Consider the following 26,694-nt stretch of genomic DNA (forward strand, 5'->3'; position numbering starts at 1 on the left):
TCCGGGTCGGCCCGTGTGGGCACTGTGTCATTCTCGCTCACGTCACTCTCGTTCACGAGATCTGACGTCAACTATAGGGGCGTGAACCGCCCGGGATTCAGTCGACGTCGATCGCCAGGCCCGCGGTGATCCGAACCAACTCCGAGAACGACGTGCGGAAGACGGTGTCCGGGTGCCCGGCGGCCGCCCACAGTTCCGCGTACTCGGACAGGGCGTTGTCGACGTAGGTCGGAAGGTTCGTGGGATGGCCGAGCGGGGCGATACCCCCGATCGGCTGGCCGGTCGCGATCCGCACCATGTCGAGGGGCGCCTGGGTCAGATTTCCCTGCAGACGTTTGCCGGTGTTCGCCAGATCCACCTCGTGCGCCCCCGACACGAGGAGCAGGATCGGGTCGTCGTCGAGAAGGAACACCAGCGACTTGGTGATGGCCCCGATATCGACCCCCAGAGACTCCGCCGCCTCGGCCGCGGAGTGGGTGGAGTCGGGCTGGGTCACGATCACCCCATGGTGTCCTCGCGCGATCAGAGTCTCGGCGACATGCGCGGCGTGGGGGTGCAGGGGCGTCGGCATGAACCAAGAGTAGGTCCATTCCCCCGGAACGACATCAAGAAGCGTCGTCCGACACGACATCGGAACGGGGCGTAGTCGATTCCGGGTTCCGGAGGCGCCGGACGGTGAACCCGAACAGCAGTCCGAGCCCGACCGCGGAGTAGAGCGCGAGGGCGACGGCGGGCTGTCCCAGCCCCACGTTGTCGAAGTACACGATGCTGCGAATTCCCTCCGTGCCGGCGCCCGGGGTGATCCAGCGTCCGATGGCCGCGTAGAAGGCGGGGATGACGTTCGAACCGAACGCCCCGCCGGCGCTCGGATTGCCCAGAATGACGAAAACGGCGATCGCGAGAGGCACCGCGAGGATGCCGATCGAGGCACGCAACCCCAGCGTGAACACGGCGGTGCCGAAGACGACACCCGTTCCGAGGAGCCACAGCGGGAACCAGTGGCCTGCGAACGTCCCGAGTACGTGAGTGGTGATCAGGGCGCCGAGGGCACCGGACAGCACGGCGTAGCCGAACAGGACAGCCGTGTGCACGGACGCCTGACGCAGGGTCCGCGGGGCGCCGATGAACAGGCCGATCGCCGCCGCGAGCAGATAGCCGCCGACCACCCACCCGACCGCCAGATAGAAGCCGGACAGTCCGCGGTTGTCGTGCGCGCCCACCGGAATTTCGTCGCGGACCGTGAACTGGCGACCCTGACTGTTCTCCACCTCGGCGAAGACCGATTCGAGCGCGCTGGAGATGGAGCTGCCGCCCGCACTCGCCGTGATCAGGGTGTCGGGGCCAACAGGGTTCACGACGAACGCGCCCTGGATCTCGCGGTCGTGGAGGAGTCGACGGGCTTCCGCGGTGTCCGAGACGACACGGGCGCGCAGCGGCCTGCCGTCGATCGCATCGAGCCGGTCGGCGACCTGCTGGTCCGTGCCTGCGGGCAGTCCCTCCGCTGCGACGGCACCGATCTCGATGTCGCGGGGCGTGGGCTGATGGAACGCGGCCACGTAGCTGAGGATGAAGCCGAGCTGGAGGAGGAGAACGCCGAAGACCAGCGCGACCATCACCTTCGGTGCGCCGTACTTCGACACCGGACTGTCGTGGTGCACGGGAGCCGGGGTGGGGGATTCGCTGTCGGTCATGGTCATCGGGCGTCCTCGATCCTTGTCGATACCGTGGGTATTGAATACCCTAGGTATCGTGATTGAAGATCGTCAACCGGACAGTCGTCACACCGAATGGGCGCCCACGACGCGTCCCGGTCGTGACGTCGTGCGTCAGCGCCTCCTCGACGCGGCGGCGGAGGAATTCGCGGAACGTGGCTTCAGCGCGGCCAGGCTCGCCGAGGTGGCGCGCCGGGCCGGGTTCACCAAGGGGGCGGTCTACTCGAACTTCGAGTCGAAACAGGACCTGTTCGCCGAACTCTTCGCGGCGCGCTCACTCGAACTGGCGGGACGGGTCCTCGCCGAGATCGCCGGCATGAACCCCTCGGACGCCGCGGGCAAAGGCGGCGAGGCCGTCGCGTCGTGGATGGTGCGCGAGCCGGGATGGTCGCTGCTGGTGCTCGAATTCGGCGTGCTCGCCGCACGCGACCCGCAGATCGCGCAGGCGTACCTGCGGGAGCGGCGGCAACTGCGGGCAAGGCTCATCGAGCTGATCGGTGAACGCGCACGGGAGTGGGCGGTCGACGACACGTTCGACGTCCGCACCACGGCCATCTCGCTGATGGCCCTCATCTCCGGCCTCGTGCTCGAACACTCCGTCGACCCCGAGGAAGTGGATCAGTCGACGATGGGCGCCGCGGTCACCGCACTGTTCGCGGGCGCCGTCGCGAGGGCCGGGCTGACCTGATCTCAGGCGGTCTGCGCGACTACCCCGTCGAGGAAGCCGTCGATGTGCGCCCACGTGGAGTCCCTGGCCTTCGGTCCCGCGACGAGTCCCAGGTGGCTGCCCGGCGCGGACTCGAACCGCACCGACGGAGAACCGGTGAGCACGTCCGTCGCCGCCCGGACCGACGGGATCGGCGCGATGACGTCTTCGGTGCCGCCGATCGCGAGAACCGGCACCGCGAGATCGGCCAGCGTGATCGCGCCGTTCCGGGTCTCGAAACTCCCCGCGGCGAGCGCGTTCCCGAGGATCAGCTGGGTGCAGACCTGGCGGAAGAACCGGGCCGGATAACCCGGCATGTCGGCCATGAACCGGTCGATGGACTCCATGCGCGCGAGGGTCTCGGTGTCGTGTAGGTTCCGGGCGATGAACCACGGCTTGGTGAGCTCGCGCTGAAGCGCGGTGAAGCGGTAACTCGCCTGGACCAGCGGCGCGGGCAGCCCGCCCATCGCCCGCGTCGCGGTGGTGAGGGGGCGATCGCCGGTGAACCGGCCGACCATTCGTAGTGGCGCGATCATGGTCACCGACTCGTAGTCGATCGGTGTGCCGATCGCCGTCACCGAGCCGATCGGCAGATAGTTCCGGCCCGCAGCCGTGAGCAGCGACATCGTTCCCCCGAGACTCCAGCCGATCAGGTCGACGGGTGCGCCGTCGTGGAGCCGGGACACCCGGTCGACGGCCGCCGGGATGAAGTCGTCGATCCAGTCCTCGAACCCGAGGCCGCGGTCGGAGTAGCCCATCGAGCCGTAGTCGACGAGATACGCCGCTTTGCCCGAACCGACCAGGTGCGCGGCCAGGCTCTGGCCCGGCCGGAGATCGAAGCAGTGCGCGGGCGCCGCGAGCGGGGGCACGAGAAGGACGGGCCGGCCGCCGTCGGTCTCGGTGGTGTCGTATCGGTACAGGTCCTGATGGGGCGCCTCGTGGATGCGCGTCGACGGGGTTCGCTGGACCGGGGCGATTCCGCCGCCGAAGGACAGTCGCCAGGCGTTGCGGGTCAGCGTGTTCAGCGTCGGGTTCCAGGCGATGTCGAGCACGGATTTCCTCTCATGGCGGCGCAGACCCTTCAGGTATCTGTGACGTCAACATACAGGTAATCTCGCGCTCGCCCGTCAGCGGGAGGCGAGCAGAACCCGCAGCACCGTCGCCGGGCGGAGCAGCGTCCCCGGGCGGTCGAGAAGATGCGTCACCCGGAGGAACGCGGACCCCACGGCCGGGTCGACGGACGCCGCCCGATCGAGCCGGGACGTGTACGCATTGACCAACCGGACCCGCGCCGACCGCCGCCCGGGCACGGCCGGGATCCGGAGATCGTTGTCGACGGTGAGCGTCCACGCGGCATCGATGCACCGGTTCGCCCCGCGGAGGAACCGGCGAGCGAGATGCGTCCGCCCCGACCGCAGGCAGTCCCGCAGGATCGTCGCCTCCACCGCGGCGACGCTCATGCCCTGGCCGTAGATCGGGTTGAACGAGCAGATGGCGTCCGCGAACGGCAGATAATTCGACGGCAGATCGTCCGCGGAATAGTGCCGCCGGACGGTCGTCGGAATCCGGTAGCGCACGCCGTCGTCCACCGGCTCGGCCGTGCGCAGTGCGTCGTACATGTCCGGTGCGGGGAACGACTTCACGAAGTCGAGGAAGCCGTCCGGATCAAGTGGCGGCACATCCTCCCCGTACCCGGCGAGAGTGACGATCCAGGTGCCGTCCTCCTGCACGCCCATGAATCCACTGCGCGGACTCGACGGTCCCGGCGCCATCCCGATGCCGGAATCCCCGTCCAGGTGCGGCGGTTCGAGCCGGAAGTGCCTCGTCGCGTAGCTGACGTCCACGGCCAGCTGCGACTCGGACGGCGGTGCGAACCCCAGCTCGCCGAGCCGGGCGACAGTCTGCGAACTGCGGCCGGACGAGTCCACGACGAAATCGGTCTCGATGACTTCCGGTGGGACGCCGCCCCGGTGCTGCACGGTCACGCCCGTCACCCGCCCACCGTCGACGGTGAGGCCGGTGACGTCGGAACGGTCCAGTATCCGCACAGTCGGCAGGGCCTCGACCCGTCTGCGCATCTGCCACTCGACGAGCGGCCTGCTCGCGAGAATGCCGGGGACCCCACTGATCTCACGCGCCATCCGATGCCCGTCGACGATCCACCGGATGTCGCCCAGTGCGTCGCCCGCGGTGGCGCCGAGGGCCAGGAGCTCGGCCACGAACCCCGGAAGGAGGTCCTCCATCGCGGCCTGCCCGCCGGCGAGAAGGGCGTGCACGTGCCGGGCCTGCGGCACACACCTGCGCGCGGTGGCCGTGTCGGGCAGGATGTCGCGGTCGAGGACGACGACGCTTCGGAACGTTCCGGCGAGAGCCGCCGCGGCAAGCAGTCCCCCCATTCCGGCACCGACGACTACGGCGTTGCCGACCGGGGTCGTCCGGTGCGTCATGGCGGCTGTCCGTTCACAAGACGGTGCAGAGACCTCCAGGGTATTTCGCCTGACCTCGAAGAGCGGTGGTTACTCTGGAGTAATGACCGAACAGAAGACCTGGAATGCGTTCACCGTCGAGCGCAAGGATCACGTCGCGCAGGTGACACTCATCGGACCCGGAAAGGGCAACGCGATGGGCCCGGATTTCTGGAGCGAGCTCCCCGAGATCTTCGGCGAACTCGACGCCGATCCGGACGTGCGGGCCGTGGTGATCGCCGGCTCCGGCAAGAACTTCTCCTTCGGTCTGGACCTGCCCGCCATGAGCGGCAGCTTCGGGTCCGTCCTCGCGGACAAGGCGCAGGCCGGCCCGCGTACCGCGTTCCACGACATGATCAAGCGGATGCAGTCCGGCATCAACGCGGTCGCCGACTGCCGTAAACCGGTGGTCGCGGCCATCCAGGGCTGGTGCATCGGCGGCGGGGTCGACCTGATCTCCGCGTGCGACATCCGCTACGCCAGCACCGACGCGAAGTTCAGCATCCGTGAGGTCAAGGTCGCGATCGTCGCCGACATGGGCAGCTTCGCCCGGCTGCCCGCCATCATCGGCGACGGACACCTGCGGGAACTCGCCCTTACGGGTAAGGACATCGACGCCGGGCGCGCCGCGAAGATCGGTCTCGTCAACGACGTCTTCGCGGACGCCGACGCCGTCCTTGCCGCCGCGCACGAGACCGCGGCCGAGATCGCGGCGAACCCGCCGCTCGTCGTGCACGGCATCAAGGACGTCCTCGACCACTCCCGCGCGGCCGCCGTCGACGACAGCCTGCGCTACGTCGCCGCGTGGAACGCCGCGTTCCTGCCGTCGCAGGACCTGACCGAGGCGATCACCGCCGTCTTCGAGAAGCGCGCCCCCGAATTCACGGGCGAGTAGTCCGTTCGCTGACACAGCCGCGCTCCGAGAAGGGGTGCGGCTGTGTCCGACGCACACGCTTATCCTCAGGTAAAGCCCAGTTCATCAGTTGCCCGAAACCTCGCCGCGCTCGCATACTTGCGGACTACAAGTAAACGACAGCGCAGCGAGGAAACAGTGTCGAATTCGGTCGAAACGCCGGTGGCCTACACCCACCGGCAGATCCTGGCTGTACTCAGTGGGTTGATGCTCGGCATGTTCCTCGCCGCGCTCGACCAGACGATCGTGGCGACGGCGATCCGGACCATCGCCGACGACCTCGACGGGTATTCACTGCAGGCGTGGGCCACCACCGCGTACCTCGTCACCGCCACCCTGGCGACGCCGCTCTACGGCAAACTCTCCGACATCTACGGCCGCAAGCCGTTCTTCATGTTCGCGATCACGGTGTTCGTGATCGGCTCGGTCATGTGCACGTTCTCGACGTCGATGTACATGCTCGCGGCCTTCCGCGCAGTGCAGGGACTCGGCGCGGGCGGCCTGTTCTCGTTGGCGCTCACCATCATCGGCGACATCGTCTCCCCACGTGAACGGGCCAAATACCAGGGTTACTTCCTGGCCGTGTTCGGCACCTCCAGCGTCCTCGGACCGGTCCTCGGCGGAGTGTTCGCCGGGCAGGACGAGATCCTCGGAATCGACGGCTGGCGTTGGGTTTTCCTCGTCAACGTGCCGGTGGGGCTGGTCGCGCTCACGGTCGTCTCGCGCGTGCTGCACCTGCCGCGACGACCGAGCGGAAGCCGGCGGATCGACTGGTGGGGCGCGATCGCCCTCGCGGTGGGTGTGGTGCCGCTGCTCGTGGTCGCCGAACAGGGGCACAGCTGGGGATGGGACAGCTCGAAGTCATTGGCGTGCTACGTGATCGGCGTCATCGGCGTGCTCGCCTTCGTGTCCGTGGAACTGGCGATGAAGGACGACGCACTCATCCCGATGCGCTTCTTCCGCAACAGCACCTTCGCGCTCGGCGTCGTGATCAGCCTCGTCGTGGGTGCCGTCATGTTCGGCGGCATCACCCTCCTTCCTCAGTACCTGCAGGTGGTGAAGGGCTCGAGCCCCACTCTGGCCGGGTTCCAGATCCTGCCGATGGTCCTCGGTCTCATGGCCGGCTCGGTGGTCAGCGGTCAGATGATCTCGCGGACCGGGCGCTACCGGTACTTCCCGATCCTGGGCACCGCCCTGATCGGGATCGGCGCGTTCCTGCTGCACACGCTGGCCGCCGACACCCCGATGCCCGTCGTGATGGTGTTCATGCTGATCCTCGGACTCGGTCTCGGAAACCTGATGCAGCCACTCACCCTCGCCATTCAGAACGCACTGCCCCCGCAGGACATGGGGGTCTCGACCGGAGCGGCCACGTTCTTCCGGCAGATCGGCGGCACCGCCGGCGTCGCAATCTTCCTGTCGATCCTCTTCTCCCGCCTCACCCCGGCCATCGGCGAGCGGGTGACAGCCGCCGCCGGCACAGCCGACTTCCGTCGAGCCGTGGCCGCGGCCGCACAGAGCAACGACCCCGCGGAGGCCGCCATGGGCCAGGGAATGCTCAGCCCCGACCACGCCGGCGTCAGCGGAGTCCTCACGGACAGCTCGGTGATCGGAAAACTCGACGACGTGCTGGCCCTGCCCTTCCGGGAAGGATTCGCCGACGCCATCGGATCCGTCTTCCTCAGCGTGTCGATGCTCGCCGTCGTCGCCTTCGTCCTCACCGTGCTGTGGAAGGAAGTACCTCTCCGCAGCGAGTCCGGACTCCAGGCCGCGGCGCGGGGGGACGCGGAGGAGTGAGACGACAACGGCGCCCACCCCGTGGGGGATGGGCGCCGCCGGCGTGAATATCGCGGGGGCTCAGTGCCCGCCGTTATCCTTCAGACGCTTGAACGAGGCCTCGACCTCAGCCTTCGCCTCGGCGAGTCCGACCCAGTCGGCTGCCTCGACGTGCTTGCCCGGCTCGAGGTCCTTGTAGTGGACGAAGAAGTGCTTGATGGCGTCCAGTTCGAACTGCGGGACGTCGCCGATGTCCTGGATGTGGTCCCAGCGCGGGTCGCCGGCGGGCACGCACAGCACCTTGTCGTCGCCGCCGGCCTCGTCGACCATCTTGAACATGCCGACGGGACGTGCCTCGACGATGACGCCGGGGAACACGGACTCGGGGAGCAGGACCAGCGCGTCCAGCGGGTCGCCGTCCTCGCCGAGGGTGTTCTCGATGAAGCCGTAGTCGGCCGGGTAGCCGAACGCGGTGTAGAGGTAGCGGTCCAGCTTCACGCGACCGGTCACGTGGTCGACCTCGTACTTGTTTCGCTGACCCTTGGGGATCTCGATGGTGACGTCGAACTCCACGCCGATTCCTCGCTGTCGTGTCGATGATGATTCGGGGAGAGGATATCGGGTCGAGGATAAGGTTGGTTGTCTGACCACCCACGAATCACAGTGAAGACGGAGGCGCGTTGCCGGGCCAGGGAAAGAAGAAGATGGGCTCGTTGGCGGGACGCCACCGTCGGAACATGCGAATTCTGTTCGCGTCGGTCGTCGTCGTGGTGCTTGCGATGGCCGCTGTTCTGGTGGTCGCGGTGACTGCGCACAACGCGTCGGCGGGCCGCGGCGAACTGGCGATCGCGCCCGAACCGGCACCGATCACGGCGGCCCCGCAGGTCACGCCGGTGCCCGACGACGCGCCGATGCCGACGGCGCAGGGGATCGCGACCGCGGTCGGTCCGGCCGCCGCCAACCCCGACCTCGGCAAGTTCAGCGGAACGGTCGCCGACGCGGTGACCGGTCAGGTCCTGTGGAGCGTCAACCCGCAGACCCCGATGACCCCGGCGTCGACCACCAAGGTCCTCACCGCGGGATCCGCGCTGCTGGCGCTGCCGTCCGACCGTCGCGTGACGACGAAGGTGGTGCAGGGGGCCACTCCCGGCGAGATCGTCCTCGTCGCCGGTGGTGATCCCACTCTCACCGCGAAGCCGGTCGGGGAGAACGGCTACTACCCGGGTGCGGCGCACATCTCGCAGCTGGTCGATCAGATCCGGAACGCGGGCACCCAGGTGACGAGCATCGTGGTCGACACCAGCGTCTACTCGGGCGACACCATGGCGCAGGGGTGGTTCCCGACGGACGTCGGCGCCGGATTCATCACCCCCACCGAACCGATCATGATCGACGGCGGACGGGCCGACCCCCTCGTGGACGAGTCGCCGCGCAGTTCGACGCCCGCGCTCGACGCCGGGCGGACGCTCGCCGGTGCGCTCGGCGTCGCCCCGTCGGCGGTCACGTCGGGGGTCGCGGCGCCCGGTGCGGCTACCGTGGCGAGTGTGCAGTCCGCGCCGCTGCGCGACCGGTTGCGGCAGATGATGGAACACTCGGACAATGTGCTTGCCGAAGCGATCGGGCGGGAGGTTGCCATGAATGCCGGCGCGGAAGCATCGTTCACGGGAGCCGTCGCGACCATCGGCCAGACGCTGACCGCGGCCGGATTCGATCTGACGGGGCTCACGCTGCACGACACGAGCGGCTTGTCCGTCGACGACCGGATCGCCCCGCACACGCTCGACCAGGTCCTGACGGCCGCCGCGGGCGACGGCAATCCCGCCCTGCGGCCGATGCTCGACTACCTGCCGGTCGCCGGTGCCACGGGCAGCCTGTCGGACCGGTACGCGTCGGGGAACCGGACGGGCGCCGGGTGGGTGCGGGCGAAGACCGGCACCCTGTCCACGGCCAGCGCGCTCGCCGGCTACGTGGTGGACCAGAACGGGCGTGTGCTCACGTTCGCGCTGATGTCCAACGACCGCCCGCCGGAGGTCAGCCGTCCCGCACTCGACGCACTGGCGGCTGCGCTCCGCACGTGCGGGTGCCAGTGATGGCCGCCGAGGGAAATGCCTTCAGCGGTGCCGTCGACTGGAAGCTCGCAGCCAAGACGGGGGTGAAGCTCGCGCGCAGCGGGCCCGTGACGTCGCGGTACACGGCCGAAACCGTGGTCGCGGAACTGGCCGACGCGTCGATGCGCGCGGAACTGCCCGTCCGGGAGGTCACCGGCCTCGCCGACGGACTTCCGGTGCCGGCCGCGCAGGTCCTCGATCGGGCCGGGTGGATCCACGCCGCGGCGCATTCGATGTCGCAACTGACGGGCGGCGACGCCGCTCCCGGCATGCTGGTCGGCAAGCCGGCGGGTATTCAGGCCGGGGCGATGCTCGCGTACCTGTCCTCGGCGATCCTCGGTCAGTACGACCCGTTCACCGGCGACAACGGAACCCTGCTGCTCGTGGCGCCCAACGTGGTGTCCGTCGAGCGCACGTTGCGGGTGCGGCCCAGCGACTTCCGGCTCTGGGTATGCCTTCACGAGGTGACGCACCGGGTGCAGTTCTCGTCGTCACCGTGGCTCACCGGATACATGCAGGAGTCGGTGGAGACCCTCGGATCCGCCGAGGACGAGTCCGTCACCGACGTGGTCGGCCGGTTGTCCTCCGCGCTGCGCGACCGCGGGCGCACGGAGCCGGACGAGTCGGGCGCACCGGGCGGAATCGTCGGACTGCTGCGCGCGACCCAGGCCGAGCCGCAGCGTGAGGCACTCGACCGTCTGCTGGTACTCGGCACCCTCCTCGAGGGACATGCGGACCACGTGATGGACGCCGTCGGCCCGGCGGTCGTGCCGTCGGTGGCCGCGATCCGGGCCGCGTTCGACCAGCGGCGCCGCCGCAAGAGCAACCCGGTGCAACGCCTGATCCGGGCGCTGCTCGGGATGGACGCCAAGATGGCGCAGTACGTGCGCGGTAAGGCGTTCGTCGACGCCGTCGTGGACAAGGTCGGGATGGACCGGTTCAACGTCGTCTGGAGCGGCCCCGACACGTTGCCCCGGCTCGCGGAGATCGACGCGCCGGACGCGTGGGTGTCCCGGGTACTGGGCTGATTCGCGAAGGGCTGAGCCGGTGATAGTGCTTCCCGAGGAGCCGGCGATCCTCGAGGTTCGTCACGCCGTGCGGCGCTGGGTCGCGGCGCACGCCCCGGACGGTGAGATCGCGGTCGCGTTGTCGGGTGGCGCCGACTCACTGGCGCTGACCGCCGCGGCCGCCGCCGAGGCGCGTTCGGTGTGTGCCCTCGTCGTCGATCATCGACTGCAGCCGGGTTCGGCAGACGTGGCGGACGAGGCGGCAGCCCGTGCCCGAGCGCTCGGCTGCACTTCCACCCAGGTGCTTCCCGTCGACGTGACCGGGTCGGGCGGGCTCGAGGCGGCCGCCCGGCAAGCCCGTTACCGCGCCCTCGACTCGGCGCGCGGAACCCAACCGGTGCTGTTGGGGCACACTCTCGACGACCAGGCCGAAACGGTGTTGCTGGGGCTGTCGCGCGGTTCGGGGGGTCGATCCATCTGGGGGATGAGCGCGTACGACAACCCGTGGGGGCGACCGCTGCTGGACGTGCGACGCGCGGTGACCCGGCAGGCCTGCGCGGAACTGGGACTGCGCCCGCACGAGGACCCGCACAACGTTTCACCCGACTTCGTGCGGGTGCGGCTGCGCACCGAGGTGCTGCCGCTGCTCGAGGACGTTCTGGGCGGCGGCGTCGCCGGGGCCCTCGCCCGCACCGGGGCACACCTACGCGAGGAGGGGGCGGTCCTCGACGCGTTGGCCGCCGACGCCGAAGCGAAAGTCGTGGTGGACGGCGAAATCGACGCGTCCGCGCTCGCCCTGTCGGCGCCACCCGTCCGCCGGCGGGTGCTGCGCAGCTGGCTCCTCGCCGCCGGTGCGCGCGGTCTCGGAGATACCCAGCTGCGGGCCGTGGACGACCTCGTCGCACGGTGGCGGGGGCAGGGACAGGTGGCGATCGGGGGCGGAACTCCGGACGCGAGGTTGGTGGTCCGCCGACGACGTGGCAGGCTGAACGTCGGATTGGACGACCGACGAAGGGTTTGATCGCGTGTACGAAGGCGACATCGCATCGGTACTGATCTCCGAGGACGAGATCCGTCGACGTATCGTCGAACTGGCCGAGGAGATCGCCAAGCGCTACCCGGAGGGTGCCCCGGAGGGGGATCTGCTCCTGGTGGGTGTCCTCAAGGGCGCCATCTTCTTCATGACCGACTTCGCGCGGGCCCTCCCCATCCCCACCCAGATGGAGTTCATGGCCGTCAGCTCCTACGGGTCGTCCACGTCGTCCTCCGGCGTCGTGCGGATCCTCAAGGACCTCGACAAGGACATCGCCGGCCGCCACGTGCTGATCGTCGAGGACATCATCGACTCCGGCCTCACGCTGTCCTGGCTGATGCGGAACCTGTCGACGCGTAACCCGGCGTCGCTCGAAGTCGTCACGCTGCTGCGTAAGCCCGACGCCATCAAGGTCGACATCAACGTCGCGAACGTCGGCTTCGACATCCCCAACGAATTCGTCGTCGGGTACGGCCTCGACTACGCCGAACGCTACCGCGACCTGCCGTACATCGGGACCCTCGAGCCCGCCGTCTACGGCGGCTGATTTCCGCGCTGCTCGTCAGCGGACGGGTTCGTGGGACACGGCGAGCTCCAGCGCCCGCAGATCCTGCTCCAGTTGCCGGAACAGCCAGTACACGCCGACGAACGCGAAGATGCCGCCGACGCACAGAATGCGGACCGCAATGATCACCAGCGTGATCTCGTCGGGCGACAGGAACGTCACCCCGGCCACACCGGCCAGCGGAACCGAGGCGGCGACCGCGAGATACAGCGTGCTCCGGCGGTCGAGGCCCCGGAGTTTGTGCGCGTCGGCGCTGCTGGCGATGTCCTGCGGCAGCAGGGTCGGGTAGATGCAGCGCACCGCGAAGAACGCCACCACGAAGAACGGGTACGCCACCGACACGGCACCACACACGATCAGTGATGCGATGAAGTGCACGTACGCGCCCGGCGGCACGTTCCCCGCCGCGAGTTGCAGGGAAATCGGATAGGCGATGCCCGCGATGACCCACAACCCGAACACCACGAGCACGACGCGGTCGCCGAGCAGCAGCGTGTCGGTGCGGGCCCGGGCCAGTGTCTGGCGGTCGTACGTTTTCCCCTTGCGCAGACCCCGCGGAACGAGCAGCGGATATCGGCACCAGTAGAGCAGCATGATCGCGCCCAACGGGAACGCAATCGAATTGATCACCAACTGGATCGACTCGAACGAGTGCTGGGCCTCCGGGGTCAGATTGCTGATGATCAGCATCTTGTTGTGGTGGTAGTTGTAGGCGCCGGCGAGGGCGTTCGGCACCGCGATACCGATCACCAGAATCGGGAGCGCGAAGCGCCGCAGCCGCATGCGCCAACTGTTCGGCGGCGGATCGACGAGGTCCCGAGCCCGGGGATTCAGGCACAGGTCGAATTGCTGGGCCAATTCGGCACCGGACGACCACCGGTCCTCCGGCTTCGGTGCCAGACACGTCAACAGAACCCGTCGCAGCGACGGCGGGCAGTCGTAGGGCAACTGGTCGAGAAACTCCGGGTCGATGTCGCGGCCGCGGCGGTCCAGCATCGCTTCGAGTGCGACGAGCGACTCGCTCGACACGTCCTCGTCCTCGAACGGACGTCGCCCGCACATCAGCTCCCACAGCATCACCCCGAGCGCGAAGATGTCGCTGCGGGTGTCGAGGTCCGCCGCCGTCCCCGGCATTCCGCGGTGACACGCCTCGAGTTGTTCGGGGGACATGTAGGCCAGCGACCCGCCGAAGTAGGCGAGCGGTGACGCCCCGGTGACGGTGTCGCTGAAACTGATGTTGAAATCGGCGAGCTTCGGCACACCCTCGGCCGTCAGCAGGATGTTGGCGGGCTTGATGTCGCGGTGCAGGACGCCGCGCTTGCCGGCGTAGTCGAGGGCTTCGGCCAGTCGCCGCCCCAGCCACGCGATCGTCTCCGGCCAGGTCAGCGACGCGATCTCGTCCCGCACACTCGAGTCGGTGGGCCTGAGCTCGCCCTTCTCCCGCATCTCCTCGTCGACCACGTCCAGCAGCAGGCTGCCCGTCCGGTCCTGTTCCGGGGTAACGCGCACGCGGCGCAGAACCCGCAGCAGGGTGCCGCCCGGCAGGTACTGCATGTAGAGAAGACGCAGTTGGCGGTCCTCGAGCAACCGCTGGTCGAACACGCGCACGATGTAGTTGTGGTCGAGCTGAGCGAGGGTCTGCGGCTCGTTCCCCTTGTCGTGCGAGATCTTCACCGCGACCAGTCGCTGCATCGACCGCTGGCGCGCCAGGAACACTCGGCCGAACGCGCCGCTGCCCAGGCCCATCAGCAGATCGAAGTCGTCGACCTGCTGCCCGACCTCCACATCGTCGAGCGCCGCATTGCCCGGCGGCCTGGTGATGAGCGTGTCCGGCTGCCGGGCGGTCACTGTCGGAGTGGCGGCCGCGGTCTGATCGGAGGCTGCGGTTTGCTCGGCCGCGGAGGTTTGTTCGGCGGCCGCGGTTTGCTCGGCGGGCATCGTCCGCGCGGACACGGTTTGCGCAGCAACAACCGTCGACGGGGCGGCCGCGACCGTCGACTCGCTGCTCTCGTGTTCGGAGTTCATGGCTCCGACGGTCCGTTCGGCAGAGTCCGATCCAGCGGCCGATCCGTCTCTGCCCGACCCGTTTCCTCTGGTCATTGCACATCGAGGGTTCTACTGGGCGGGTTCTCTGGGCACATCGAGGTTGTCTGGAGCGGTGTGAAGAGTCCCATCCAGGGACAAGCGAATGGTAACCCCGCAGACCTACCGTATCCAGCGCGAATACTCGAAATGACTGCATCCCTGCGCCATATACTCGGGTGATGGGGGACTCCCCGTTCACCGCAGCCGTCGTCGTCGCCGAGCAGGTTCGCTCGGGCGTCTCGAGCCCGATGGAGCACGTCGAGGCTGCACTCGCGGCCATCGAGGAGCGTGAACCGAAGATCCAGGCGTTCGTCACCGTCCTCGCCGAACAGGCCCGAGCCGACGCGCTCGCCCTCTCCCACCGGCCGGATCTGTCCACACTTCCGCTGGCAGGAGTGCCCGTCGCGATCAAGGACGTCATCCCCGTGGCCGGACTGCCGATGCGCGAGGGATCGGGCGCAACCAGTGCCGAACCGAAGGTCGCCGATCACCCGGTCGTCGCGCGGCTGCGGGCGGCGGGAGCGGTGGTCGTGGGCCTGACCACTCTCCCCGAACTGGCGGTGTGGGGGACCACCGACGCGCCCGGCCACATCACCCGCAATCCGTGGAATCCGTCGCGGACCTGCGGGGGTTCGTCCGGAGGAGCGGCCGCCGCCGTCGCCGCGGGGATGGTGCCCCTGGCCCACGGGACCGACGGTCTCGGTTCGATCCGCATCCCCTCGGCGAATTGCGGGGTGTTCGGTATCAAACCGGGCAGGGGAGTCGTGCCGTCCGAACTCGGAGCCACCTCGTGGTTCGGCATGGCCGAGAACGGGCCCATCGCGACGACCGTCGACGACGCCGCCCTCATGCTGTCCGTCCTCGCCGACCGACCCGAACTCGCGCGGATCGGCGCATCGGAACCACTGCGGATCGCGGTGGCGGCAGGGTCGCCGACATTCCTGGCCACAATCGATCCGCAGTGGCGGGATGCGGCCGTGCGCGCGGGCACGGAACTGACCGGCTCGGGCCACGACGTCGAGCCTGCGACCTTGCCGTACCCGGTCAACCTGCTTCCCGTTCTCGCCCGCTGGACCGCGGGAACGGCCGCCGACGCGAAGGGGCTGGATCTGCGGCAATTGCAGCCGCGGACCCGCAGGCACGTCGCGGTGGGCCGCGCGCTGGGCCGGTTCGTCCGTCCGGAGCAGGTGGGCCGGCTCGAAGAGTCGCTGCGCGAATTCTTCGAGAACTATGACGTGGTGATCACACCCGCTCTCGCGCAGCCGCCGCTCGCGGCGACGACGTGGAGCGAGCGGTCGTGGTTGTCGAACATCGTGGCCAACGTGCGGTACGCCCCGTTGAGCGCGCTGTGGAATCTCGTCGGGTGGCCGGCGGCGAGTGTGCCCGTCGGCACGCACTCGCATTCGGGTACCCCGCTGGCCGTGCAGATCGCGGCGCCGCCCGGGGGAGAGGCCAGGATCCTGGCGCTGGCCGCTCACATCGAGCGGGTGGGTGGCGGCTGGCCGAGGGTCGCGCCCGCGCGGTGAACTCCGGCACATTCGGGCCCGGATCGAGTCCGAGGGAACCGATGGGCGACCGCATGCGTTGAAAGAAAAGAGACCGCTCCCAACGGCGGTTGGCTGCTACCTGGAGTCGCCGGGGTGCCTTCGCGGTAACCTGGTTTGTCCGGTTGGCAGCCGGAAGGCGCACCCGGAAGACCCGCACTCTCGAAAGGACCGGCCATATCGGCCGACCTGTATGAACCGTAAGACTGTGTTTCGAAACCTGGCGATAGTTGCCGGCATCCTGCTGGTGATCTACGCCTTCAGCTACTTCGGCAACGACACGCGCGGATTCAAGGGTGTCGACACCTCCGTGGCGATCGCGCAGCTCGACGCGAACAACGTCGACAAGGCGCAGATCGACGACCGGGAGCAGCAGGTCCGCCTGTGGCTGAAGGACGGGAACGACGCGACCGACGGCAAGACCGAGATCCTCGCGAAGTACCCGGCGTCGGCGTCCGAGCAGATCTTCAACGAGATCTCCGACAAGGGCCTGCAGAGCTACAACACCACGGTCACGCAGGAGAGCTGGCTCACGTCGATCCTGTTGTTCGTCCTGCCGATGGTGATCCTGCTCGGCATCTTCTTCTTCGTGATGAGCCGCATGCAGGGCGGTGGCCGCGGCGGCGTCATGGGCTTCGGCAAGTCGAAGGCCAAGCAGCTCAACAAGGACATGCCGAAGACCACGTTCGCCGACGTCGCGGGTGCGGACGAGGCCGTCGAAGAGCTGTACGAGATCAAGGACTTCCTGCAGAACCCGATGCGCTACCAGTCGCTGGGCGCGAAGATCCCACGCGGTGTGCTGCTGTACGGGCCGCCCGGTACCGGCAAGACCCTGCTCGCCCGCGCGGTGGCGGGCGAGGCCGGTGTCCCGTTCTTCACGATCTCCGGTTCGGACTTCGTCGAGATGTTCGTCGGTGTGGGTGCGTCCCGCGTACGCGACATGTTCGACCAGGCCAAGCAGAACAGCCCCTGCATCATCTTCGTCGACGAGATCGATGCCGTCGGACGCCAGCGTGGCGCCGGCCTCGGTGGCGGTCACGACGAGCGTGAGCAGACCCTCAACCAGTTGCTGGTCGAGATGGACGGTTTCGGTGACCGCACCGGCGTCATCCTCATCGCCGCCACCAACCGCCCCGACATCCTCGACCCGGCGTTGCTGCGTCCCGGCCGCTTCGACCGGCAGATCCCGGTCGGCGCCCCCGACCTCGCCGGTCGTCGCGCCATCCTGAAGGTTCACTCGCAGGGCAAGCCGATCGATCAGCACGCCGACCTCGAGGGCCTGGCCAAGCGGACCGTCGGAATGTCGGGTGCCGATCTGGCCAACGTCATCAACGAGGCCGCGCTGCTCACGGCCCGCGAGAACGGCACCGTCATCACGGAGGCCGCACTCGAGGAGTCCGTCGACCGTGTCGTCGGCGGTCCGCGTCGCAAGAGCCGCATCATCAGCGAGCACGAGAAGAAGATCACCGCGTACCACGAGGGTGGGCACACGCTCGCCGCGTGGGCGATGCCCGACATCGAGCCGGTCTACAAGGTCACCATCCTCGCCCGCGGCCGCACCGGCGGTCACGCGATGACGGTGCCCGAGGACGACAAGGGCCTGATGACGCGGTCCGAGATGATCGCTCGACTCGTCATGGCGATGGGTGGCCGCGCGGCCGAGGAACTCGTGTTCCACGAGCCGACCACCGGTGCGTCCTCCGACATCGACATGGCGACGAAGATCGCCCGGTCGATGGTCACCGAGTACGGCATGAGCGCCAAGCTGGGTGCCGTGCGGTACGGACAGGAGGGCGGAGACCCGTTCCTCGGCCGGTCGATGGGTCAGCAGTCCGACTACTCCCACGAGGTCGCACGCGAGATCGACGAAGAGGTCCGCAACCTCATCGAGGCCGCGCACACGGAGGCGTGGGCCATCCTCAACGAGTACCGCGACGTGCTGGACATCCTGGCCACCGAACTGCTCGAACGCGAGACGCTCACCCGCAAGGATCTCGAGAAGATCTTCCACAGCGTCGAGAAGCGCCCGCGCATCACCGCGTTCAACGACTTCGGCCACCGGACCCCGTCCGACAAGCCGCCGGTCAAGACGCCGCGGGAACTCGCGGTCGAGCGCGGCGAGCCGTGGCCCCAGCAGCCCGAGCCGGTGTTCGCCCAGCAGCAGTCGCAGCAGGCTGCGCCGCAGCAGCAGTACCCGCAGCCTGCGCCCGCCAACGGCTACTCGCAGCCGGCGCCGGCCAGGCCACAGGGTGGGATGACGCAGCCGCGTCCGGACTACGGCGCCCCCGCGGGATGGTCGGCTCCGGGCTGGCCGCCTCGCGATCCGGGCAACCAGAATCCGGAGGGTCAATACTCCGGGAACCAAGGTCCGGGGAACCAGTGGAACCCGCCGCACGAGCAGCGTGGCACCGGAGACGACGACGCGCAGACGAGGGCCTGGAAAGGACCGGACGGATCGAACTGATCCGCCCGACACTAGGCTGTTGCTTCGGGACGATCGGTCCCGGTACTGGAGGAGTTTCGGTTGTCGGTGAATCATCTCGGTAGTGAGCCCGTGGCACTCGAGACAGGCCGGGTGTTCGATCAGCCGCGTGCCGAAGCTGCGGTGCGGGAACTGCTGATCGCGATCGGTGAAGACCCGGACCGCCCTGGACTCCGGGATACGCCCGCCCGCGTGGCGCGGTCGTACCGCGAGGTCTTCGCGGGCCTGTACACCGACCCGGACACCGTGCTGAACACGACGTTCGACGAGGGGCATCAGGAGCTGGTGCTCGTTCGCGACATTCCGCTGTACTCCACGTGTGAGCACCATCTCGTGTCGTTCCACGGGGTCGCGCACGTCGGGTACATCCCCGGTAAGACGGGCAAGGTGACCGGGCTGTCGAAGCTGGCGCGTGTGGTCGACCTGTACGCCAAGCGTCCGCAGGTCCAGGAGCGTCTGACCAGCCAGATCGCCGACGCCGTGATGCGTAAGCTCGACCCGCGCGGTGCGATCGTGATCATCGAGGCCGAGCACCTGTGCATGGCGATGCGGGGCATCCGCAAGCCTGGTGCGAGTACCACCACCTCCGCGGTGCGTGGTCTGCTCCAGTCCAGCGCGGCCTCACGTTCCGAGGCTCTGGACCTTATTCTGCGGAAGTGACCGTGATCGAGCTGCCGTCGCCAGGCCGAACCGTGGTGATGGGCGTCCTGAACGTCACCACCGATTCCTTCTCCGACGGCGGACGCTTCCTCGATCGTGACGCGGCGCTCGCGCGCGGTCTCGAACTGAAGCGTCTCGGCGTCGACATCGTCGACGTGGGCGGTGAGTCCACCCGGCCGGGGGCGGCGCGGGTCGATCCCGACGTCGAAGCCGGTCGCGTCGCACCCGTGATCGCGGATCTCGTGGGCGAGGGCATCTGCGTCAGCGTCGACACGATGCGGGCGTCGGTCGCGGAGGCCGCGATCGAGGCGGGTGCGTCGATCATCAATGACGTTGCCGGTGGCCGTGCGGATGCCGCGATGGCCTCGGTCGTCGCGGACGCCGGAGTTCCGTGGATCCTGATGCATTGGCGTTCGGCCGACGACTACGTGCACCGCGGCACCGCAGACCACTATGAAGACGTGGTCCGTGAGGTCCGGGACGAACTGATGACCCAGGTCGACCTGGCCGTGAAAGCGGGGGTGGATCCGGGTTCGTTGGTGCTGGATCCCGGTCTCGGTTTCGCGAAGAACGCCGACCACAACTGGTCTTTGCTGAAGGCGCTGCCCGAGTTCAACGAGCTGGGCTTCCCCGTCCTGATCGGCGCTTCCCGCAAGCGGTTCCTGGGTTCGCTGCTGGCGGATGCGGACGGTGAGCCGCGCCCGCCCGCCGGCCGGGAGATCGCCACCGCCGTCGTCTCGGCACTCGCCGCGACCCACGGAGCGTGGGGAGTGCGCGTGCACGACGCGCAGGGTTCCCTCGACGCCATCGCGGTCGCCGAGGCCTGGGCAAGGGGTGCATCCGGACGTGAGTGACCGAATCGAGTTGCGCGGCTTGAAGGTTCGTGGCAATCACGGCGTCTTCGAACACGAGAAGCGCGACGGTCAGGACTTCTACGTCGACATCACCGTCTGGATGGACCTCGCCCCGGCCGCCGCATCGGACGACCTCGACGACACCCTGGACTACGGCGGGCTGGCCGAGCGCGCAGCCGCGATCGTCGCGGGACCCTCACGGGACCTCATCGAGACCGTCGCCGCGGAGATCGCGGACGGGGTGATGACCGATCCCCGCGTCCGGAGCACCGAGGTGGTGTTGCACAAGCCGTCCGCGCCGATCCCGCTGACGTTCGCGGACGTCGCGGTGGTCGCGCACAGGTCGAGGTCATGAGTCGCGCAGTGCTGTCGATCGGGTCGAATGTCGGCGACAGTCTTGCCCATCTGCAGTCCGTTCTCGACGGCCTGGGTGACGCGGTCGTGGCGGTCTCTCCCGTGTATTCGACGGCGCCGTGGGGCGGTGTCGAGCAGCAGGACTTCCTCAACGCGGTCCTCGTCGTCGACGATCCCGCCCTCGACGGTTGCGGCTGGCTTCGGCGCGGGCAGGAACTCGAGGCCGCCGCCGACCGGATGCGGGTCGAACGGTGGGGCCCGCGCACGCTCGACGTCGACGTCGTCACGTGCGACGACGTCCGCAGCGACGACCCGGAACTGACGTTGCCGCACCCGAGGGCACACGAGCGCGCCTTCGTGCTGATTCCGTGGCTGGACGTCGAACCCGAGGCCGTGTTGCCGGTAGGCGGGACGACGACCCGGGTGGACGCGCTGCTGCCACTGCTGGACGACGAGGAACGGGCCGGTGTGCACCGGACGCAGCTCGTTCTGGACCGGCGGCCGCGATGAAACCGGAACCGACGGGCACGATGAAACCCACCCGCATCTGGGATCTGCTGTTCCTGGCAGCTCTCGCCGTCGCCGCCACCTGGATTCTGGTCCGCGTGTTCTACGGCTCGTTTCCGCCGATTCCCGTGTACGCCGGGGCGTCGCTGTATCCGGTCGCGCTGATCGAGGTCGTGCTCGCGTTCATGGTGCGATCCCGGGTCAGCAACCATCAGGTGGGCGACGGACCGCGTCAGCTGCACCCGATCACCGCCGCCCGCGTTGCGGCGCTCGCCAAGGCGTCCGCGCTCGTCGGTGCCGCGACCGCCGGGGTGTGGGGTGGCTTCCTGCTGTACCTGCTTCCGCAGCGTTCGGTGCTCCGGGCCGCGGGGTCGGACAGTCCCGGCGCGTGGGTGGGTCTCGTTGCCGCCCTTGCCCTCGTCGGCGCGGCACTGTGGCTGGAACACTGCTGCCGCACCCCCGACGACCCCTCGGACGAGCCCGCGCATTAGGGCATAGGGGATCGCCGCAGGTCCGATGGATGCGCGGCGGACCCTTCGCGGCCAAGTACCCTGGCACCATGACGAATCCTGGTCGCCTCAAGTCTGCGCGCCGCAACAAGCGCAGCGCGAGCCAGATGATCGTTGCGGGCTTGCTCGCCCTCGCGGTGATCGCGTCCCTCTTCCTGATCTTCAGCGACAGCGTGCAACTCCTTCGGGTGGGCCTGGTGGCCGCACTGTGGGCTGCCACGGTCGGCGCCATCGCCATGACGAAGTACCGGCGCGAGTCGGCGCTCGACAAGGCGAAGGTCAACGACCTGCAGACCGTCTACGAGTTGCAACTGGAGCGGGAGATCTCGGCGCGCCGCGAATACGAGCTCACCGTCGAGAAGCGGGTGCGCAGCGAGGTGCGCGCCGACGCCGAAGAGCTCGCCGCGTTGCGTGCCGAACTCTCGTCGCTCCGCAAGAGTCTCGAGGCCCTGTTCGACGGCGCGATGCCGACCGAACGGATCGCGCTGCGGGCGGATTCGACGCGTGTGCAGGAACTCGCAGGCGGGTCGTACAGCAGCTACCAGCCTGCTGCGTCGGGCCTGTACATTCCGGGTGCGGGACACGCCGCCGGAGCCGGGCATCAGAGCGGTTCGGCCCAGCAGACTCAATCGTTCGCGAATCCGGACGACGATCCGGTCACCGCTGAGACGTCGATCGTCGAGCCCGTCGACGCCGCCCGAATCGAACCCGAGATCGAGGTCGAGCCGGAACCGGAGCCCGAGCAAGTTGCCGAGACCCCGCCGGCACCCGAGCCGGAACCTGTCGCGGAACCCGAGCCCGAGCCCGAGCCCGACTCCGAGGCAGAGGCAGAGCCCGAAGCGCGGCGGGGCCGCCGACGGGCGCCCGAGGACGACGAATCGTCGGGTGCGCACTCGAACGGGTTGTCCGTCGCCGAGATCATGGCCAATATGCAGTCGGCATCCGGGGCCGCCCAGAGCGCCGGAGGCAGGCGTCGCCGGGCCGAATAAGGCCGGACGCGCCCGAGGATCAACCCGCATCGTGTGAGGCATATATCACTCTGCCGGCGCATGGCGGGGTGCGTTCGCGCCGGGCTATCCTCACCCTGGAACGTCTGGTACCCGCCGAGCGGGACTGGAACGAACGAGAGGACGAAGGTGACCTCTTTCGGGATCACTAATGGCCCTGCGCCTGCGAGGTTGACGGTAGGAATCGTCTCCGCCGGCCGGGTCGGTACAGCAATCGGTGCCGCGTTGGAGCGGGCAGGTCACGTCGTCGTCGCCTGCTCGGCTGTCTCCGACGCGTCACGTCACCGGGCCCGCACCCGGCTCCCCGAGACCGAGATTCTGCCGGTGGCAGAGGTCGCGGCCCGCTCCGAACTGCTCATTCTCGCCGTCCCCGACGCCGAACTGCCGTCGCTGATCGCCGGGCTGGCCTCCACCCGTGCGGTGCCCAGTCGCGCGATCGTGGCCCACACGTCCGGTGCGAACGGCATCGGGATCCTCGACCCCCTCACCGAGCAGGGCGTCGTTCCGCTCGCGATTCACCCCGCGATGACGTTCACCGGGCACGACGAGGACACCGTCCGTCTCGCATCCGCCTGTTTCGGCATCACCGCCGGCGACGACATCGGATACGCGATCGCGCAGTCGCTGGTCCTCGAGATCGGCGGCGAGCCCGTCCGGGTCCGCGAGGACATGCGACCGCTGTACCACGCCGCTCTCGCTCACGGCAGCAACCACCTGGTGACGCTCGTCGTCGACGCCGTGGCCGCACTGCGCGTCGCCCTCGAAGGCCAGGAACTGCTCGGCCAGGAGCTGATCGGCGACGATCCGAACGGCCTGGCCGAACGAGTTCTCCAGCCGCTGCTGTCCGCGGCGCTCGACAACGCTCTGCGGCGCGGGCCGGCGGCGCTGACCGGGCCGGTTGCGCGGGGCGATTCGGAGGCGGTCGCCACGCATCTGCGGGTACTCGAAGAGGTCGATCCGCGGATCGCGGCCGGCTACCGCGCCCTGTCTCTGCGGTCGGCGCAACGCGCCGGCGCGACACCTGAACTGCTGGAAATCCTGGAAGACCGGAGGTGAGTTCCGTGAGCGATCTGCAGGGCGGATACAAGCGCGGCGAGCTGACCGTGCACCACGACCCGAGCGTGCTGACCCGGGTCTCGAAGGCCCTGCGCGGTGTCGGCCGCCAGGTCGCGCTCGTGCCGACGATGGGAGCCCTCCACACGGGTCACCTGGAGCTGGTGCGGCAGGCGAAGCTCACCGGCGCGGTGGTGATCGTCTCGATCTTCGTCAACCCGTTGCAGTTCGGCGCCGGCGAAGACCTCGACGCCTACCCGCGCACCCTCGACACCGATCTCGAACTGCTGCGCGAGGCCGGAGTCGAGCTGGCGTTCGTGCCCACTGCAGCCACCATGTACCCGGCAGGACCGCGGACCACGATCCATCCCGGACCGCTGGGCGCCGAGCTGGAGGGCGCGTCCAGGCCGACGCACTTCGCGGGCATGCTCACCGTCGTCGCCAAGCTGCTCCAGATCGCCGCGCCGAACGTCGCGTACTTCGGCGAGAAGGACTACCAGCAGCTGACGCTGATCCGGCAGATGGTGACCGACCTGAACTTCGACGTCCGGATCTTCGGCGTGCCCACGGTGCGTGAGCACGACGGACTGGCACTGTCCTCGCGCAACCGCTACCTCGACGAGGCGCAGCGCAACGCGGCGACGGCATTGTCGGCGGCCCTGATCGCCGGCGCCCACGCCGCGGCCGGTGGCGCCGGGGCGATCCTCGCCACCGCTCGCGAGGTGCTGGCGTCCGTCCCGGAGGTGGAGGTCGACTACCTCGAAGTGCGGGGCGTCGATCTCGGCCCCGCCCCCGATCGAGGCGACGGCCGGCTGCTCGTCGCCGCCAAGGTCGGGACCACCCGCTTGATCGACAACGTCGGTGTCGCCGTCGGCACCGGTTTCCTCGAACGCGACGCCGAACCACAGTCGGACGCGTCGGCCGCAGACGAACTTCTTTCCCGCTAGAAGAGTAAGGACCGGAACATGTTTCGCACCATGATGAAGTCGAAGATCCATCGCGCCACCGTCACACACGCCGACCTGCACTACGTGGGCTCGGTGACGGTCGACCAGGATCTGATGGACGCCGCCGACCTTCTCGAGGGCGAGCAGGTGTGCATCGTCGACATCGACAACGGCGCGCGGCTCGAAACCTATGTGATCGCCGGCGAGCGGGGAAGTGGCGTCATCGGGATCAACGGTGCGGCAGCGCATCTGGTCAAGCCCGGCGACCTCGTCATCCTCATCGCCTACGGCGTCATGAACGAGCAGGAGGTGCGCGACTACGAGCCGCGCGTCGTGTTCGTCGACGCCGCCAACTCGCCGATCGAGCTCGGCGCCGACCCGGCGCACGCGCCCGAGGGCTCCGGTCTCATCACCCCGCGCATGCTGTCGACGCTCGACGCCGAGCGCGAATCCAGTTTGGTGTAACCCATGCTCCTCACCGTCGACGTCCGGAACACGAACATCGTTCTCGGACTGTTCACCGGTTCCGGTGAACACTCGAAGTTGGTGCAGGACTGGCGGATGCGCACCGACGCGAGGATGACGGCCGACGAGCTGGCCCTCATCTTCCGTGGGCTCCTCGGCGCGCACACCGATCAGATCACCGGTGTGTCCGCGCTGTCGACGGTGCCGTCGGTGCTGCGGGAGATCCGCGTGATGCTGACACGGTACTGGGGACACGTCCCGCACGTGCTGGTGGAACCCGGGGTGCGAACCGGTGTTCCGCTGCTCGTCGACAACCCCAAGGAGGTGGGCGCCGACCGGATCGTGAACAGTCTTGCGGCGCATCACCTCTACGACGCACCGTGCATCGTGGTCGACTTCGGGACGTCCACGTGCGTCGACGTCGTGTCCGCCAAGGGCGAGTTTCTCGGCGGCGCCATCGCGCCCGGCCTCGAGATCTCCTCGGACGCACTCGCGTCGCAGTCGGCGGCGCTGCGCAAGGTCGAACTGGTGCGGCCCCGCTCCGTCGTCGGCAAGAACACCGTCGAATGCATGCAGTCCGGTGCGGTGTTCGGTTTCGCCGGGCTCGTCGACGGGCTGGTCCGCCGCGTACGCAAGGAACTGCCCGCCTTCTCCGGTTCCGACGTCGTGGTGATCGCGACCGGTGACCGCGCGCCGCTGATCATGCCCGAGACGGAGACGGTCGACGAGCACGAACCGGACCTCACGCTCGAAGGGCTGCGCCTGGTCTACGAGCGGAATCAGGCTCGGCGGGGTGCGCGTCGCAGCCCGCTCGAGTGACGGGTTCCCTCTTCGCGGAAGTTATGTCAGAATGGTCCCCGTGAATCTCTGCACGAGTGCTCAGGAGTGTTGTCGAGGCTGAACGCTGCCTTGACCAATTCACACTTCTGGGAGTCTCTCTCGTGCTCGCAACGTATTCTTCTGCATCTGTACCCACCCGTCTTCGCCCGGCTGACCTGCTGCGCATCACCGATCAGGGTGCTTCCGAGGTCCTCGACGGCCGCCACGACGTCCTGCTCCCGCAGAGCTGGCCCACCGACGAGCGCTGGTCGACCCGGCTCTACTCGGACGACGACGTCGACGTCTGGCTGATCAGCTGGGTTCCCGACCGGAACACCGAATTGCACGACCACGCAGGTTCTTTCGGAGCGCTCACCGTTCTCAGTGGGGCGTTGTCCGAGTTCCGTTGGGCGGGTGACCGACTGCGTCACCGCATTCTCGACGCCGGCGATCAGGCCTCGTTCCCGCTCGGCTGGGTCCACGACGTCGTGCGGGCGCCGGATGCACCCGGGGCGGAGGTGGTGACGCCGACGCTGAGCGTGCACGCCTACTCGCCGCCGCTATCGGCCATGTCCTATTACGAGGTCACCGACCACGGCACGCTGCGCCGTACCCGGACCGAGCTCACCGATCTCCCCGAGGGTGGTTCGAAGTGAACATCGACCAGATGCTCGAAGAGGCCCGTACCCAGATCGACCGCATGTACGCATTCGAGCTGCCCGAGGCAGTGGCGCGCGGCGCGATCGTCGTGGACATCCGCCCGCAGGCGCAGCGGGCGATCGAGGGAACGCTGCCCGGCGCGCTCGCCATCGAACGCAACGTCCTCGAGTGGCGTTGCGATCCCACCAGCTCGGCGCACCTGGCGCTGGCAGTGGACCACGACGTCGAGTGGATCATCGTCTGCTCCGAGGGCTACACGTCGAGTCTCGCCGCTGCGGCGCTGCAGCAGCTGGGTCTGCACAAGGCGACCGATCTCGTCGGCGGGTACAAGGCGATCAAGGCTGCGGGGTTGCTGGGCTCGCTCATCGCCACGCAGCACTGCGTGCGGGAGCTGGCCACCGTCTCGGCTCACTGATGTTCGGCTTGACGCTGACGGCGAGCCGTCGGGTTGACGCTGACGGCG

Annotated in this window: 27 protein-coding genes; 21 read left to right on the top strand and 6 right to left on the bottom strand. The window is 68.5% G+C overall.

Features of this window, described 5'->3' with window-relative positions; genetic code table 11:
* Positions 1–97: 97 nt before the first annotated feature.
* Both ACFWAY_RS27125 and ACFWAY_RS27130 read right to left on the bottom strand, forming a co-directional pair.
* Positions 98–571 carry a YbaK/EbsC family protein gene (locus ACFWAY_RS27125; RefSeq protein WP_141471143.1) on the bottom strand — a complete coding sequence of 158 codons (474 nt, stop codon included), beginning with the start codon at positions 569–571 and terminating at the stop codon, positions 98–100.
* Positions 572–605: 34 nt separating this feature from the next.
* Positions 606–1,697: a hypothetical protein gene (locus ACFWAY_RS27130; RefSeq protein WP_378453573.1), complete on the bottom strand. Its 1,092-nt coding sequence runs from the start codon at positions 1,695–1,697 to the stop codon at positions 606–608.
* Between ACFWAY_RS27130 and ACFWAY_RS27135 the strand changes: the two genes are divergently transcribed.
* Complete coding sequence (locus ACFWAY_RS27135) at positions 1,690–2,400, top strand: TetR/AcrR family transcriptional regulator (RefSeq protein WP_378512842.1); 711 nt, start codon at positions 1,690–1,692, stop codon at positions 2,398–2,400. The genes ACFWAY_RS27130 and ACFWAY_RS27135 overlap by 8 nt on opposite strands.
* 2 nt (positions 2,401–2,402) lie before the next feature.
* Here ACFWAY_RS27135 and ACFWAY_RS27140 read toward each other — a convergent pair whose 3' ends face one another.
* On the bottom strand, positions 2,403–3,470 hold the full coding sequence (locus ACFWAY_RS27140) for an alpha/beta fold hydrolase (RefSeq protein ID WP_378512843.1): 1,068 nt from the start codon (positions 3,468–3,470) through the stop codon (positions 2,403–2,405).
* A gap of 75 nt (positions 3,471–3,545) precedes the next feature.
* On the bottom strand, positions 3,546–4,865 hold the full coding sequence (locus ACFWAY_RS27145; protein WP_378512844.1) for a monooxygenase: 1,320 nt from the start codon (positions 4,863–4,865) through the stop codon (positions 3,546–3,548).
* A gap of 82 nt (positions 4,866–4,947) precedes the next feature.
* Between ACFWAY_RS27145 and ACFWAY_RS27150 the strand changes: the two genes are divergently transcribed.
* Together ACFWAY_RS27150 and ACFWAY_RS27155 are read left to right on the top strand one after the other, a co-directional pair.
* Positions 4,948–5,778, top strand: coding sequence for a crotonase/enoyl-CoA hydratase family protein (locus ACFWAY_RS27150; protein ID WP_378453570.1), 831 nt, complete (start codon positions 4,948–4,950; stop codon positions 5,776–5,778).
* 117 nt (positions 5,779–5,895) lie between these two features.
* Positions 5,896–7,593: an MDR family MFS transporter gene (locus ACFWAY_RS27155; RefSeq protein WP_378453569.1), complete on the top strand. Its 1,698-nt coding sequence runs from the start codon at positions 5,896–5,898 to the stop codon at positions 7,591–7,593.
* Between the two features lie 60 nt (positions 7,594–7,653).
* Here ACFWAY_RS27155 and ACFWAY_RS27160 read toward each other — a convergent pair whose 3' ends face one another.
* Positions 7,654–8,145, bottom strand: a complete 492-nt coding sequence (locus tag ACFWAY_RS27160) for an inorganic diphosphatase (protein ID WP_378453568.1) — start codon at positions 8,143–8,145, stop codon at positions 7,654–7,656.
* A gap of 131 nt (positions 8,146–8,276) precedes the next feature.
* Between ACFWAY_RS27160 and dacB the strand changes: the two genes are divergently transcribed.
* From dacB to hpt, 4 genes are read left to right on the top strand one after another with little or no spacing between them, the layout of a single operon-like run.
* Entirely contained in the window at positions 8,277–9,662 is a 1,386-nt protein-coding gene (gene dacB, locus ACFWAY_RS27165) for a D-alanyl-D-alanine carboxypeptidase/D-alanyl-D-alanine-endopeptidase (protein ID WP_378512865.1), read from the top strand.
* Positions 9,662–10,708 carry a zinc-dependent metalloprotease gene (locus ACFWAY_RS27170; RefSeq protein WP_378453567.1) on the top strand — a complete coding sequence of 349 codons (1,047 nt, stop codon included), beginning with the start codon at positions 9,662–9,664 and terminating at the stop codon, positions 10,706–10,708. The genes dacB and ACFWAY_RS27170 overlap by 1 nt, the downstream gene beginning before the upstream one ends.
* A 22-nt stretch (positions 10,709–10,730) precedes the next feature.
* Positions 10,731–11,708 (top strand): tRNA lysidine(34) synthetase TilS, encoded by a 978-nt coding sequence (tilS, locus tag ACFWAY_RS27175; RefSeq protein ID WP_378453566.1) that lies wholly within the window; start codon positions 10,731–10,733, stop codon positions 11,706–11,708.
* A gap of 4 nt (positions 11,709–11,712) precedes the next feature.
* Positions 11,713–12,267: a hypoxanthine phosphoribosyltransferase gene (gene hpt / locus ACFWAY_RS27180; protein ID WP_378453565.1), complete on the top strand. Its 555-nt coding sequence runs from the start codon at positions 11,713–11,715 to the stop codon at positions 12,265–12,267.
* Between the two features lie 15 nt (positions 12,268–12,282).
* On the opposite strand, the gene ACFWAY_RS27185 is transcribed toward hpt, so the two are convergent.
* Entirely contained in the window at positions 12,283–14,385 is a 2,103-nt protein-coding gene (locus ACFWAY_RS27185) for a serine/threonine-protein kinase (protein ID WP_378512845.1), read from the bottom strand.
* A gap of 164 nt (positions 14,386–14,549) precedes the next feature.
* On the opposite strand from ACFWAY_RS27185, the gene ACFWAY_RS27190 reads away from it, so the two are divergent.
* The 14 genes from ACFWAY_RS27190 (at position 14,550) to ACFWAY_RS27255 (ending at position 26,646) form a co-directional block, all read left to right on the top strand.
* Positions 14,550–15,896: an amidase gene (locus tag ACFWAY_RS27190; RefSeq protein WP_378512846.1), complete on the top strand. Its 1,347-nt coding sequence runs from the start codon at positions 14,550–14,552 to the stop codon at positions 15,894–15,896.
* Positions 15,897–16,107: 211 nt separating this feature from the next.
* Entirely contained in the window at positions 16,108–18,378 is a 2,271-nt protein-coding gene (gene ftsH / locus ACFWAY_RS27195; protein WP_378453562.1) for an ATP-dependent zinc metalloprotease FtsH, read from the top strand.
* Between the two features lie 60 nt (positions 18,379–18,438).
* Positions 18,439–19,056 carry a GTP cyclohydrolase I FolE gene (folE, locus tag ACFWAY_RS27200; protein ID WP_378453561.1) on the top strand — a complete coding sequence of 206 codons (618 nt, stop codon included), beginning with the start codon at positions 18,439–18,441 and terminating at the stop codon, positions 19,054–19,056.
* Complete coding sequence (gene folP, locus ACFWAY_RS27205) at positions 19,053–19,910, top strand: dihydropteroate synthase (protein WP_378453560.1); 858 nt, start codon at positions 19,053–19,055, stop codon at positions 19,908–19,910. The genes folE and folP overlap by 4 nt, the downstream gene beginning before the upstream one ends.
* Positions 19,903–20,265 (top strand): dihydroneopterin aldolase, encoded by a 363-nt coding sequence (gene folB, locus ACFWAY_RS27210; RefSeq protein WP_378453559.1) that lies wholly within the window; start codon positions 19,903–19,905, stop codon positions 20,263–20,265. Before folP ends, folB begins: the two co-directional genes overlap by 8 nt.
* Positions 20,262–20,774 carry a 2-amino-4-hydroxy-6-hydroxymethyldihydropteridine diphosphokinase gene (gene folK, locus ACFWAY_RS27215; protein WP_378512847.1) on the top strand — a complete coding sequence of 171 codons (513 nt, stop codon included), beginning with the start codon at positions 20,262–20,264 and terminating at the stop codon, positions 20,772–20,774. Before folB ends, folK begins: the two co-directional genes overlap by 4 nt.
* A 20-nt stretch (positions 20,775–20,794) precedes the next feature.
* Positions 20,795–21,262, top strand: coding sequence for a DUF3180 domain-containing protein (locus ACFWAY_RS27220; RefSeq protein WP_378453557.1), 468 nt, complete (start codon positions 20,795–20,797; stop codon positions 21,260–21,262).
* A 68-nt stretch (positions 21,263–21,330) separates the two neighbouring features.
* Entirely contained in the window at positions 21,331–22,269 is a 939-nt protein-coding gene (locus ACFWAY_RS27225) for a DUF6779 domain-containing protein (protein ID WP_378512848.1), read from the top strand.
* A gap of 147 nt (positions 22,270–22,416) precedes the next feature.
* Positions 22,417–23,343: a Rossmann-like and DUF2520 domain-containing protein gene (locus ACFWAY_RS27230; RefSeq protein WP_378453555.1), complete on the top strand. Its 927-nt coding sequence runs from the start codon at positions 22,417–22,419 to the stop codon at positions 23,341–23,343.
* A gap of 5 nt (positions 23,344–23,348) precedes the next feature.
* Entirely contained in the window at positions 23,349–24,287 is a 939-nt protein-coding gene (gene panC / locus ACFWAY_RS27235) for a pantoate--beta-alanine ligase (RefSeq protein WP_378512849.1), read from the top strand.
* An 18-nt stretch (positions 24,288–24,305) separates the two neighbouring features.
* Positions 24,306–24,752 (top strand): aspartate 1-decarboxylase, encoded by a 447-nt coding sequence (panD, locus tag ACFWAY_RS27240; RefSeq protein ID WP_005262154.1) that lies wholly within the window; start codon positions 24,306–24,308, stop codon positions 24,750–24,752.
* Between the two features lie 3 nt (positions 24,753–24,755).
* On the top strand, positions 24,756–25,571 hold the full coding sequence (locus ACFWAY_RS27245) for a type III pantothenate kinase (protein WP_011596827.1): 816 nt from the start codon (positions 24,756–24,758) through the stop codon (positions 25,569–25,571).
* Positions 25,572–25,693: 122 nt separating this feature from the next.
* A complete protein-coding gene (locus ACFWAY_RS27250; protein WP_378439656.1) occupies positions 25,694–26,227 on the top strand; it encodes a cysteine dioxygenase in 534 nt (177 codons plus the stop codon).
* Positions 26,224–26,646, top strand: a complete 423-nt coding sequence (locus tag ACFWAY_RS27255; RefSeq protein WP_005244960.1) for a rhodanese-like domain-containing protein — start codon at positions 26,224–26,226, stop codon at positions 26,644–26,646. Before ACFWAY_RS27250 ends, ACFWAY_RS27255 begins: the two co-directional genes overlap by 4 nt.
* The last annotated feature ends 48 nt before the right edge of the window (positions 26,647–26,694 follow it).

This window comes from Rhodococcus sp. NPDC059968 (assembly GCF_042738615.1).
In the GTDB taxonomy this organism is placed as follows: domain Bacteria; phylum Actinomycetota; class Actinomycetes; order Mycobacteriales; family Mycobacteriaceae; genus Rhodococcus_F.